The organism is Lysobacter capsici (assembly GCF_014779555.2).
GTDB classification, from domain to species: domain Bacteria; phylum Pseudomonadota; class Gammaproteobacteria; order Xanthomonadales; family Xanthomonadaceae; genus Lysobacter; species Lysobacter capsici.
Genome location: NZ_CP094357.1, coordinates 1548915 through 1561294, shown reverse-complemented (window position 1 = coordinate 1561294; position 12380 = coordinate 1548915). Strand labels below are relative to the sequence as shown.

Here is a 12380-nt window from a genome sequence, read left to right as displayed (position 1 = left end):
GACACAAACCACACAAGCCCTATAATTCCTGTCCCCACGACCCGGCCGCCTCATGTCCTCCAGCGCTACGTCCCTGTCCGTCCCCGATCTGGCGAGCATCCAGGCCCTGGCCCACAACGACATGACGGCCGTCGACGCCCTGATCCGGCGCCGGCTGGCCTCGGACGTGGTGCTGATCAACCAGGTGGCCGAGTACATCGTCGGCGCCGGCGGCAAGCGGCTGCGGCCGATGCTGCTGCTGTTGGCGGCCGGGGCCCTGAACCACCGCGGGCCGGACGCGCACCAGCTCGCCGCGGTGGTCGAGTTCATCCACACCGCGACCTTGCTGCACGACGACGTGGTCGACGAATCCGACCTGCGCCGCGGCCGCAAGACTGCCAACGCGGTCTGGGGCAACGCCGCCAGCGTGCTGGTCGGCGACTTCCTGTACTCGCGCAGCTTCCAGTTGATGGTCGAACTCGATCGCCTGGAAGTGATGAAGATCCTCGCCGACACCACCAACGCCATCGCCGAGGGCGAGGTGTTGCAGCTGCTGCACGTGCGCAACCCCGACACCGACGAGGCCGCCTACCTGCGCGTGATCGAGCGCAAGACCGCGGTGCTGTTCGCCGCCGCGACCCGCCTGGGCGCGGTGCTGGCCGGCGCCGACGCGCGCGTGCAACAGCGCCTGCACGACTACGGCATGGCCCTGGGCTATGCGTTCCAGATCGCCGACGACGTGCTCGACTACGCCTCCGACGCGCAGACCCTGGGCAAGAACCTCGGCGACGACCTCGCCGAAGGCAAGGCCACCCTGCCCCTGATCCACGCCATCGCCCACAGCGACGACGCCACCCGCGCGCGCCTGCGCGCCGCGGTCGAGCACGGCGACACCGACGCCATGCCCGAGGTGCTCGCCGCGATCCGCGCCACCGGCGGCCTGGATTACAGCCGCAAGCGCGCCGAGGACTACGCCGACGCGGCGGACGCGGCGCTGGAAGGGCTGGAAGACAACGATTACACCGCCGCGCTGCGCGGCTTGGCGCGGTATGCGGTGAGTCGGGATCACTGAGGGTTGGGCGCGCTGCGGCGCGCTTGTTTCGATCGTGTGTTTGCGACGGCGGCCTTGGGGCCGCCGTTTTTGCTTGTGGTGGGTGGTGCGGTGATCGACTTGCGGCTCGTGAGTCGCCCCGTTTATTGAAACGGTTGCCGACGTGCAAGGCTGCGGTTGTCTTGATTCTTGAACAGCGGCCAATACAACCGATTCCCGCGATACCCCCTACCCGTCATTCCCGCGAACGCGGGAATCCAGTGACTTCAAACGTTCTCGCACGAGAAGCCCTGGATCCCCGCCTCCGCGGGGATGATGTTCTTGAGGTTCCTCGCGCGAAAGTCACTGGATTCCCGCGTTCGCGGGAATGACGATCTTGTAGATTCGCGATCAAAGATCAAATTGGTCAGCCTAAAATCTCGTTTGAGCGCCGGTAAAAACTCGCGCTTTCAACCATCAACCTCGACCGTCGAACTTCAACGCTCGACCTCAATGCGAACGCAGCCGTAATTCCCGCGTTCGCGGAAATTACGACCTCGAAGACCCGCAATCCGGGCCGATCAATCCTTCTTCCCAAACCGCTCCGCAAAAAATCCCCGCATCGCCGCGAACGACCGCTTCGACGCACGCTCGTCGTACCGGCAATTGTCCTGCGGCGGATTGTTGGCGTTCTCGATCTCGGCGAAGCAATGCCGCGCGCCGCTGTAGTTGACCAGTTGCCAGTCCGCGCCGGCCTCGTCCATTTCCTTCTCGAACGCGACGATGTCCTCGTTCGGCACCGATTTGTCGGCGGCGCCGTTGAGCACCAGCACCGAAGTGTTGACCTTGACCCCGTTGCTCGGCAAATGCGACTTGAGCCCGCCATGGAAGCTCACCACGCCGGCCAGGTTGGCGCCGGTGCGCGCCAGTTCCAGCACCGTCGAGCCGCCGAAGCAGAAACCCAGCGCGCCGATCTTCGCCGCATTCAACGGCGCGGTCTTGTCCTGCGCCTTCAACACCGCGACCGCTTCGCTCACGCGCTTGCGCAAGGTCGCGCCGCCGTCGGCGTAAGCCTTGCCGACCGCCGCCTTGGCTTCGTCCTTGTTCTTGGGCCGCACGTTCTTGCCGTAGACGTCGGCGACCAGCACGACGTAACTGTCGCCGGCGATGTCCTTGGCATGCTGGATCGCGTTGTCGGTGACGCCCATCCAGTTCGGCACCATCACCAGGCCCGGCCGCTTGATCGCGTTGACGTCGTCGAACACCAGCACGCCGCTGAAGGTGTCTTCGCCGATCTTCCATTCGACCGGTTTGGTCTGCATCGCCGCGAACGCGGGCGAGGTACACAACACTAGCGACAGGGCAGCGGCGAGACGGCGCATGGTCGGACTCCGGTGTGGACGATGGCGGCCAGCCTAGCGCGTTCGGGTGACGGATGCGTGGGCAGGCGCGGACCTGTCGACACCAGCCGCGATCAGTCGACAAGGCCCGCCGCGGGCCGCGAAACGCGGCATCGCCTGCGTTTCAGCGGCTGCGCGCGCAACGAAGCGTCAGGCGATACCCAGGCCGTCGATGGCCACGATCGCGTCGGGATCGAAGCCGGCCAGTTCGGCGAAATGGCGGCCGCGCGCGACATAGTCGCGATACGGGCCGAAACTCGGCGCGCCCGGCGACAACAGCACCGTGCCTCCGGCCTCGCCCAGGGCCGCGCGCGCCTGCGCCATCGCCTCGGCGAGGTCCTTGGCCGCGCTCAGACGGAAATCCGACTGCGCCGCGATCGGCGCCAGCAGCGCGTGGATGCGCGGGCCGTTCTCGCCCATGGTCACGATCGCGACCGGCGCGCGCCGACGCATCGCATCGGCGAAGGCCTGCCAGTCGATGCCGCGATCGTGGCCGCCGACCAACAGCGCGATGCGGCGATCCGAATAGCAATCCAGCGCCGCCAGACTCGCATGCGGCGTGGTGCTGATCGAATCGTTGACGTAAGCAATGCCGTCGCGCGTGCCGAGCGGCTGCAGCCGGTTCGGCAACGGCTTGAAACTCGCCGCATGCGGCGCCAGCGGGGCCGCGTCGATGCCGAGCGCTTCGATCGCGGTCAACACCGCGCACAGATTGCCGCGATTATGGCGTCCGGGCAGCGGCAGGGACGCGGTGTCCATGATCTCGCGATCGCCGCGCCACAGCGCGTCGCCGCGCAGATGCCAACCGGCCGCGTGGCCGAACCAATGGATCTCGCTGTCGGGCAACTTCAAGCCCGCGAGCACCGCATCGTTGGCGTTGAGCACCGCGATGCGCGGCTTGCCTTCGGTCAACAGACGCAGCTTGTCCTCGACATAACGCGCCTGCGAGCCGTGCCAGTCGAGATGTTCGGGATAGAGGTTCAGCGCGACCGCGACCTCGGGCCGCGCGCCGCTCGCGCCGACATCGCCGGTCTGGTAACTCGACAACTCGATCGCCCAGAACTCCGGCGGCCGCGGCGGATCGAGCACTTCCAGCAAGGGCAACCCGATGTTGCCGGCCAGCGCGGTGCGATGACCGCCGGCGCGCAGCAGATGCGCCAGCAGCGAGGTCGTGGTGCTCTTGCCCTTGGTGCCGGTCACGCAGACCGTGCGCGCATCGCCGTGTTCGCCGAACCACAACGCGGTACCGCCGAGAAAACGCGCGCCCTGCTCCACCGCCGCCAAGGCTTCGGCGCGATACGGACTGATGCCCGGCGACTTCACGATGATTTCGAATGCGCCCAACCGCTCGGCGGTAGCCGCGGTTTCGATCGCCAAACGTACGTCGCCGAGCGCGCGCGCATCGGCGGCTTCCTCGTGCGAGCAAAACAGGGTCAGCGCGAGTTCGGGCAGGCGCGAACGGATCGCGTGATAGGCCGCGCGACCTTCGCGGCCCCAGCCCCACAGCGCGACCGCGCGACCGTCAAGCTGCGAAATACGCACGCAACCGCTCCCACAGCCGCGGCGGCAGACGCTGTTCGTCGTCCAGCGTCAGCAACGGCTCGATGCGCAGATCGTCGTCGCCCAATTGCGGACGGATCTCGCGCGCGAAACGTTCGACCAGGGCGTCTTCGCGCCATTCCGGACGCTCGCTCAGCGCGGCCATCGCCGCGCGCGACTCGCGGCCTTCGCCGACGCATTCGAACGGCTTGTGGTTGCGGTATTCGAGCAGCGCGTCGTAGCCCTCGGTCTGGCCCGGATCGTCGAGCAGGTTGCGGCCGAAGATGCCGACCAAGCGAGGCTTGGTCATGAACGGCGCCAGCGCCAGGAACACGAAGTGACACTTGGGACACACCCCGCACCAGCGACTCGCCGGCCGCTCGCCCAGGATATGGAAATTGCGATTGCAGCTGCTGAAATGCGCGTCGTAACGATCGGTGCGGGCGAACTGCCGCGCCACCGCCAATTCGCTGAGCGGACGCAGCAGCGAGTAGTAATGCAGATCGGCCGCGACATGCCGCTGCACGTAATCGCCGAACGCCTGCTCGCAGGCCCAGCCCTTCGACCACTGGTGATTCACCTCGCCGGTGCCTTCGATCAGGCTGCCGTAGCTGGCCGAGCGTTCGTTGGAGAACACGACCTGATCGACGCCGTGCAGCAGCGCCGCCAGCACCATGATCGCCGAGTTCACCACGGTGACCGGGATATGCCCGTTGTAGGCGCCCTGGCGATTGAGTTCGAACAGCTGCGGCGCGAGCGCGCGGCCGAGGTTGAGGGTCGGCAGCTCGGTGCGCGCGGCGCAGGCCGCGATCAACTGCGAACCGCCGATCCAGGTGACCGTCTGTTCGATGCCGAGCGCGCGCAGGGCTTCGATGCTGACCAGCGAGTCCTTGCCGCCGCCGATCGCGACCAGAGCGTGTTCGCGCAGGCGCAGCGCGGGCGCGTAGCCCTCACCCCGGCCCTCTCCCGCAAGCGGGAGAGAGAGACCATCAAGAGCAGCGGTGCTGGACGGACCATCGAGGGCAGACGCATCGACGCCGTTACTCCCTCTCCCGCCTGCGGGAGAGGGCTGGGGTGAGGGCCCCACCGGAAACTTGATCTTCCCATGCAGATTCAAGCCATTGCGATACGCGAATTCGCCCAGCCCGTTGACATAGATCAGCTCCAGCAACGCCGCCGCATCGGCATCGATCGCATACGAGTCGATGCGGATCTCCTCCGGCACCGCCGCCTTGTAATAGCTCACGCCGGCGATCAGATGCAGCAGACGCAGCGCCTGCCGCACCGCTTGCTCGCGCGCGCCGTCCAGGACGAACGGCGCGCCCGGAATGGTGATGGTTTCGATCAGCTCCGGGCCGTCGTCGAAGGCATACACCAGTTCGGCGATACCGGTGGCGGCGTCGAGATGGTAGCGGACGAAACGGAAGGCGCGAACCGCGTCGCGTTGGAATTGGGCACTCACAAGCGTTTTCCCGAAATCAGAGCAAGTCGCGCGCGGGGTTTGCGGAAGGTCGATGTCATTCGATCACCTCCTCGGCCGGCAGCGCGCGCAGGTTGTAGGTATTGGCCATGGCCATGCCGTAGGCGCCGGTGTCGGCGACCAGGATGACGTCGCCCTCCTCGGTCGCGATCGGCATCGGCCGGCCGCGGCCGAGCACGTCGCTGCTCTCGCACACCGGGCCGACCACGTCGAACGCGGCGACCGCGCTGTCGTCGAAGCGGCTCAGGTTGTGGATGCCGTGGTAGGCCTCGTACATCGCCGGACGCATCAGCGCGTTCATGCCGGCATCGCAACCGATCCGGCGCACGCCGTCCTTTTCGATCACCTGGGTCACCGCGAGCAGCAGCACGCCGCTTTCGGCCACCAGGTAACGGCCGGGTTCGATGATCAGCCCATAACGCGGGTACGCGGCCTTGATTTCATCCAGGCCGGCGCGCCACTGCGCCAGATCGAACGCCGGCGCTTCGGGCGTATAGGCGATCGGCAAGCCGCCGCCGATGTCGATGGTCTCGACCGTACCGACGCTGTCGGCCAACCCGGCCAGGCTGGCGTAGACGCCGCGCCAGTGCTGCGGATCGTCGATGCCGCTGCCCAGGTGCGCGTGCAGGCCGCTGATGCGGACATCGAGCTTGCGCGCCTGCTCGATGAAAGCGTCGAAACGCGACAACGGCAGGCCGAACTTGGCCGCGACGCCGCCAGTGCGGACTTTCTCGTGGTGGCCTTCGCCGTGGCCCAGGTCCAGGCGCAGCCACAACGTGCGGCCGCGGAACAATTCGGGCCAGCGCTGCAGCGCTTCGATGTTGTCGAGGGTGACGATCACACCGCGCTTGAACGCGGCTTCGTATTCGCGCCGCGGCGCGAAGCTCGGGGTGAACAAGACCCGCTCGGGCGCCATGTGCGGGATCGCGGCGAATACCCGCTCGATCTCGGCCAGCGACACGCATTCCAGGCCGAAACCTTCGCCGACGATGGTCTTGAGCACGGCCGGGTGCGAATTGGCCTTCATCGCGTAGAAGCAGCGATCGACCGCGTCGGTGCCGATCAGCGAGCGCGCGCGTTCGCGCACGGTCGCCAGGTCGTAGACGTAGCGCGGGGTGCCGGCATCGGCCATCGCCAGCAGGCGTTCGCGCCGGCCCTGCCACCACGCCGGCGCGCGTTGCGGCTTGCCGTGCGCGATCTCGCGCCAGCTCGGGCCGAACACGCTGTCGTCGCGCACCGGCATGGCGCCGCCGCGGATCAGTTCGTGGTGCAGATGCGGCAACAGGCCGTCGGCGTCGGCCTCGTCGATCACGAAGGTCAGGTTGAGGTCGTTGGACGACTGCGAAATCAGATGCACGCGCTCGCGACCGAACGCGGCCCAGATGTCGGACAATCGATGCAGCAGCGAACGCATGCCGCGGCCGACCAGGGTGATCGCCGCGCACGGCGCGATCACCTTGACCCGGCACACCTCGGCCAGATCGGCCGACAGCGCTTCGAGCACGTTGCTGTTGACCAGGTTCTCGCTCGGATCCAGCGAGACCGTCACGTTGGTTTCCGACGAACCGATCAAGTCGATCGACAAGCCATGCCGCTTGAACCGCTCGAACACGTCGGCCAGGAAGCCGACCTGCTGCCACATGCCGATGCTTTCCATCGACACCAGCACGATGCCGTTGCGCCGGCTGATCGCCTTGACCCCGGGCACGGTCGCCGCGCTGGCGTCGATGCGGGTGCCGGGCAGATCGAAGCGTTCGGTGTCGAGGATCGCCATCGGCACGCCGGCGTCGCGGCACGGCGCGATCGAACGCGGATGCAGGACCTTGGCGCCGGTGGTGGCGATTTCCTGGGCCTCGGCGTAATCCAGTCGCGCCAGCAGGCGCGCATCGGGCACTTCGCGCGGATTGGCGCTGAACATGCCGGGCACGTCGGTCCAGATTTCGACCCGCTGCGCCTTCAGCAACGCGCCGAAGTACGCGGCCGAGGTGTCGGAACCGCCGCGGCCGAGAATCGCGGTGCCGCCGTCGCCGTGGCGGGCGATGAAGCCCTGGGTGATCAGCATCGCGGTCGGCTGCGCGTCGAAGCGTTCGGCGAAACCCGCTTCGGCCTGGTGCCGGCAATTCACCGACAGGCGCTGCGCCCACTCGCTCGCGTTCGGCAACGACACCGCGTCGAGCCAGTCGCGCGCATCGCACCACCCGAAGTCGAGCCCCTGCGAGCGCAGGTAGGCCGCGCCCAAGGTGGACGACAGCAGTTCGCCCTGCCCCAGCACCTCGGCCTGCCAGTCCAATGCGCGGCTCGCCGCGCGCGGATCGGTTTCCAACGCAACCAGTTTCGCCAGGCGTTCGCCGAGCACCGCGTCCGGGTCGAGATCGAGTTCAGCGCAGAAGGTGCGGTGACGCTCGACCAGACCGGCGAAACGCGCGGCGATGCCGTCGTCCTGGCCGGGCGCGGCATACGCGATCGCCTGCAGCTCGTTGGTCACGCCCGACAACGCCGAGACCACCACCAGCACGCGCCGGCCGTCGTCTTTCAGGCGTTTCGAAGCCAGGCGTCCGATCGTGTCCCAACGGTTGCGGCGGGATACCGAAGTACCACCGAACTTGAGCACCACCCAGCCTGTCGCTTGCGCCACCACGTCTTCCTCGGTTGTCGTTACGGGTTTCAAGCCCCGGCGAAGGCCGGGACAGGTCGATCGGCCCGCCGCGCCGCATCGATGCGGGGCCGCGGGTTTGCACACTTGCCGGTCCTGCGCGCCTAGAATCGCGTGCTTGCCATCGCGCGCGCCCGGGAGTCCGGGCATGAGGCGACGATTCTAGTCGAAGCGGCCGGTTCCCGAACGAAGGGGCCGGGCCGCTGGTTTCGGGGGCTTGCTTCGGCGGGTTGCCCGGCCGATGGTTTCGGCGGTCCGCTTCGGCGGGGTGCCGGGCCGACTGTTTTCTCCGCTCTATCTGATGTTTCTCATTGCTTCCCCACTCTTTCCTCTCTCATGGCCCCGCCCTTGTACCGCCACCTGCACGGGCTCCTCGGAAGCCCACCCGAATGACGCAACGCCGCTATCTGCAACTGGACGTGTTCGCCGACCGGCCCGGCGCCGGCAATCCGCTGGCCGTGGTCCTCGACGCCGACGGTCTCGACGACGCCGCCATGCAGGCCATCGCCCGCTGGACCCGCCTGCCCGAAACCACCTTCGTGTTTCCGCCGAGCCAGCCCGGCGCGAGTTACCGCATCCGCATGTTCAGCCCGCGCCGCGAGGTGCCGTTCGCCGGCCATCCCAGCGTCGGCACCGCCTGCGTGGTGCTCGAGGCCGGGCTGGCGACGCCGGTCGACGGCGTGCTGGTGCAGGAGGGCGTCGCCGGGCTGCTGCCGTTGTCGGTGAGCGGCGAAGGCGAGTCGCGCACGATCGCGGTGCGCACGCCGCGCGCGCGGGTGGTCGAGACCGCCAGCGCCGCCGACCCGCGTCTGGCCGACACTTTGCGCAATCTGCCCTTGGGCGCGTTGCCGCCGGCGCTGATGGACGGCGGCCGCCGCTGGTGGCTGGCCGAACTGCGCGACGAAGCCGCGCTGCGCGCCGCCAGCCCGGACTGGGCCGCGATCGGCGCGCTGGCCGAAAGCACCGAGAGCATGGGCCTGTGCGCGTTCGCGCGCGCCGATGCCGGGCAGGACTACGACCTGGTCGTGCGCGCCTTCGTCGGCGCCCCGGCGCAGTTCGAGGACGCCGCCTCCGGCGCGGCCAACGCCACCCTGGCCGCATGGCTCAACCACAACGGCGCCCTGCCGGGCCGCGACGGGCGTTATACCGTCAGCCAGGGCCGCGAAGTCGGCTTCGACGCGCGGCTGGAGTTGCGCGTGGATGGCGATGGGGAGGTCTGGTCGGGTGGGCGGGTCAGCAATGTGGTGCGTGGATCGATCGATTGGCGTTGAGGCTGCGTGGCCCTCACCCCAACCCCTCTCCCGCAAGCGGGAGAGGGGCTTTTAAAGAGGGATTTGTCACGATCATGAGCAAGCTGCGAAAAACCCTTCTCCCGCTTGCGGGAGAAGGTGGCCCGAAGGGCCGGATGAGGGCACGCGCAAGCAAGTACCACCCGCATCAGGGCCACGAGCCCTTGTAACAACCTTCAAACGCCCGCCGCGCGCGCCTGCTCCCGCGCCACCGCCCGCCGCCCCAGCATCACCACCGCGAACGCCGGCACATACATCAGCAAGCCATACATCGCCGCCGGCACCGCGACCTGCGGCGAGTTCAACAAGGTCAGCGCGATCACGATCGCCAGCGTGCTGTTCTGCACGCCGACCTCCATCCCGACCGTGATCGAATCGCGCAAGTCCAGGCCGCTGACCCGCGCCAGCGCGAAGCCACCGCCGATCGCCGCGCTGCACATCAGCAACGCCGCCGGGCCCAGTTCGGGGAAAGTACGCAGCAGCAGATCGTGCTGAGTGACGCTGATCGCGACGATCAGCAACAATAGCAGCAACAAGGCGAAACGGCTGACCCACGGCTCGATGCGCTGGGCCAACGCTGGTGCGAAACGCCGCAAGCCCATGCCGAGCAACACCGGCACCAGCACCAGCGCGGCCAGGTGCATCACCGTCTGGCCCACCGGTAAACGGATATGGCGGGTTTCGCCGCCGAACCAGTCCAACGCCAGATTGACCAGCAACGGCACGCTGATGAATGTCACCAGCGCGCTGATCACCGTCAAGGTCACCGCCAATGCGACATTGCCGCGGGCGAGAAAGGTCAGCGCGTTGGAGCTGCTGCCGCTCGGACAGGCCGCGACCAGCACGAACCCGACCGCGAATTCCAGCGAGTCGGGAAACAGCCACGCCACCGCGAAGCCGAGCAACGGCAGCAACAGATAATGGCCGATCAGGCCGACCACGACCGGCTTGGGATGCTGGCCGATGCGACGGAAATCCGCGCCGCTGAGGGTCAGGCCGATGCCGCACATGATGATGGCGATGGCGATCGGCAGACCGATCTTGAGCAACAGGCTGTCCTGCACGAAGGATCTCCCGACCACGGGGTGTACGAGCCGGCGCGACGCCGGCGGCGGGAACACGGATGCGCGAAGCGGCCACCGCGCGAAGCTGACTCAGCGATCGTAGCCCGGATTGTGCCGCTGCAATCGCCGCAGCAGCGACGGCCACGCCAGGGCGCCGCCGAGCCCGCGCGTGACCTGCGCGGCCTGAGCCTGGATGCCGGCGAGAATCGGCGCGGGAATACGCAACAAGTCGCCCCCGCCGGCCATCGCCCGCACCTGGATCGCGCATGCGGCCTCGAAGATGTACATCGCCAGGAACGCATCGGCGACGCTCGCGCCGACCGTCAGCAGGCCATGGTTGCGCAGCATCAGGAAGGTATTGCGTCCCAGATCGCGCACCAACCGCGGCCTTTCCTCGTCGTTGAGCGCCACGCCTTCGTAGTCGTGATAGCCCAGCGCGGCCAGCACGAACAGCGATTGCTGCGAGATCGGCAGTACCCCGTCGCGCTGCGCCGACACCGCGATGCCGTTGAGCGAATGGGTGTGCATCACGCACAAGGCGTCGTCGCGCGCGGCATGCACCGCGCTGTGGATGACGAAGCCGGCCGGGTTGACCGGGATCGGCTGATCGCTGAGCGCCTCGTCCACCGGCAGCCCGTCGAGGCCGATCTTGACCAGCGAGGAGGCGGTGATTTCGTCGAAGCCCATGCCGTAGCGGTTGATCAGAAAACGGTGCTCGGGGCCGGGAATGCGCGCGGTCAGATGGGTGAACACGAGATCGTCCCAGCCGAACAGCGCGACCAGCCGGTAGGCCGCGGCCAGATCGACCCGCAACGCCCATTCGGCCTCGGCCGTGGTTGCCTGCGCATCGCCGTCGTGACTGCTCGTCTGCATGATCGTTCCCCATCGCGGTCCAACGGGCACAATAGCCCCGCGCTCCGGCGCCGACCGTCGGCTTGCCGACAGTCGAATCCTTCGCAGCCGTCGAACCCTCCGCACAGGCCCGCCATGCAGGATCATCCCGCGCCCGCTCGCCACGCCGACATGACCGACCCCGCGCTGAGCGCCGATCCGTGGCTGCGCGATCTGTCGCCGGAACTGGTCGCGCACCTGCAGGCGATGTCGCTGCGCCGGCGCCTGCGCGACGGCGAGCGGCTGTACGCGCGCGGCGACGCCGCCGAGGGCCTGTACGGCGTGGTCCGCGGCCGCATCCGCCTGAGCGTGCCGACCCCGAACGGGCGCGAGGTGTTGTTCGTGCTGTTCGAGCCGGGCAGCTGGTTCGGCGAGGTGTCGATGTTCGACGGCGAACCGCGTCCGCAGGATGCGCACGCGATCGGCGACAGCGAAATCCTGCTGCTGCCGCGCCTGCGTTTTCTCGCTCTGCTCGACGAACACCCCGAGTTGTATCGCGGCTTCACCCGCCTGCTGTGCCGCAAGCTGCGCACGGTGCTCGATTACGTCGAGGATGCGCTGACCCTGCCGCTGGCGGCGCGGCTGGGCAAGCGCCTGCTGCAACTGGCGCAGGTCTACGGCGTCGACGAAGCCGACGGCCGCTTGATCGATCTGGCGCTGCCGCAGGACGATCTGGCGAGCATGCTGGGCGCGACCCGGCAAAGCGTGAGCAAGGAGCTCAAGGCCTGGGAACAGCAGGGCTGGATCGGCCTGCGCTATCGCCACGTGGTGTTGCGCGACGAGGCGGCGCTGGCGCGGATGGTCGCGCGCGCCTCAGGTTTGCCCGAGCCCTGATCCGTCGCGTCATTGGATGCGGCGCGCGCAAGCGAGGCAGACGCACCGCGACCTCAAGCGGCTACGACGCCCTCACGGTCACGACGCAAGCGCGGTGGCGCGGTCGCGGCTCGCGCCGCTCCTACAGTGAGAAACGAAACTATGGCCGCCCCCTGTAGGAGCGGCGCAAGCCGCGACCGCGACATCACAGCCAGCTCGCCAGCAACAACGACGCAGACACC

At 68.0% G+C, this 12380-nt stretch carries 9 protein-coding genes; 3 read left to right on the top strand and 6 right to left on the bottom strand.

Annotated features, from left to right (window positions below):
• Positions 1–52 precede the first annotated feature (52 nt).
• Positions 53–1051: a polyprenyl synthetase family protein gene (locus IEQ11_RS06350; protein WP_096413889.1), complete on the top strand. Its 999-nt coding sequence runs from the start codon at positions 53–55 to the stop codon at positions 1049–1051.
• A gap of 539 nt (positions 1052–1590) precedes the next feature.
• Here the strand turns inward: IEQ11_RS06350 and IEQ11_RS06345 are convergent.
• The 4 genes from IEQ11_RS06345 to IEQ11_RS06330 all read right to left on the bottom strand — a co-directional run bounded on the left by IEQ11_RS06345 (position 1591) and on the right by IEQ11_RS06330 (position 8063).
• The gene (locus tag IEQ11_RS06345) at positions 1591–2391 is read right to left on the bottom strand and encodes a dienelactone hydrolase family protein (protein WP_191822419.1); all 801 of its coding nucleotides are present in this window, start codon (positions 2389–2391) and stop codon (positions 1591–1593) included.
• 168 nt (positions 2392–2559) lie between these two features.
• Positions 2560–3951, bottom strand: coding sequence for a UDP-N-acetylmuramoyl-L-alanine--D-glutamate ligase (murD, locus tag IEQ11_RS06340; protein WP_191822418.1), 1392 nt, complete (start codon positions 3949–3951; stop codon positions 2560–2562).
• The gene (locus IEQ11_RS06335; protein WP_191822417.1) at positions 3932–5410 is read right to left on the bottom strand and encodes a MurL-like N-terminal domain-containing; all 1479 of its coding nucleotides are present in this window, start codon (positions 5408–5410) and stop codon (positions 3932–3934) included. Before IEQ11_RS06335 ends, murD begins: the two co-directional genes overlap by 20 nt.
• 55 nt (positions 5411–5465) lie before the next feature.
• Positions 5466–8063, bottom strand: a complete 2598-nt coding sequence (locus IEQ11_RS06330) for a bifunctional aspartate kinase/diaminopimelate decarboxylase (protein ID WP_247024737.1) — start codon at positions 8061–8063, stop codon at positions 5466–5468.
• A gap of 407 nt (positions 8064–8470) precedes the next feature.
• Between IEQ11_RS06330 and IEQ11_RS06325 the strand changes: the two genes are divergently transcribed.
• Positions 8471–9352 carry a PhzF family phenazine biosynthesis protein gene (locus IEQ11_RS06325; RefSeq protein ID WP_036110330.1) on the top strand — a complete coding sequence of 294 codons (882 nt, stop codon included), beginning with the start codon at positions 8471–8473 and terminating at the stop codon, positions 9350–9352.
• 194 nt (positions 9353–9546) lie between these two features.
• Here IEQ11_RS06325 and IEQ11_RS06320 read toward each other — a convergent pair whose 3' ends face one another.
• Complete coding sequence (locus IEQ11_RS06320) at positions 9547–10434, bottom strand: bile acid:sodium symporter family protein (RefSeq protein ID WP_191822415.1); 888 nt, start codon at positions 10432–10434, stop codon at positions 9547–9549.
• Between the two features lie 90 nt (positions 10435–10524).
• Positions 10525–11307 carry a class II aldolase/adducin family protein gene (locus tag IEQ11_RS06315; protein ID WP_191822414.1) on the bottom strand — a complete coding sequence of 261 codons (783 nt, stop codon included), beginning with the start codon at positions 11305–11307 and terminating at the stop codon, positions 10525–10527.
• A 150-nt stretch (positions 11308–11457) separates the two neighbouring features.
• On the opposite strand from IEQ11_RS06315, the gene IEQ11_RS06310 reads away from it, so the two are divergent.
• On the top strand, positions 11458–12159 hold the full coding sequence (locus IEQ11_RS06310; RefSeq protein ID WP_036110463.1) for a Crp/Fnr family transcriptional regulator: 702 nt from the start codon (positions 11458–11460) through the stop codon (positions 12157–12159).
• Positions 12160–12380: the final 221 nt, after the last annotated feature.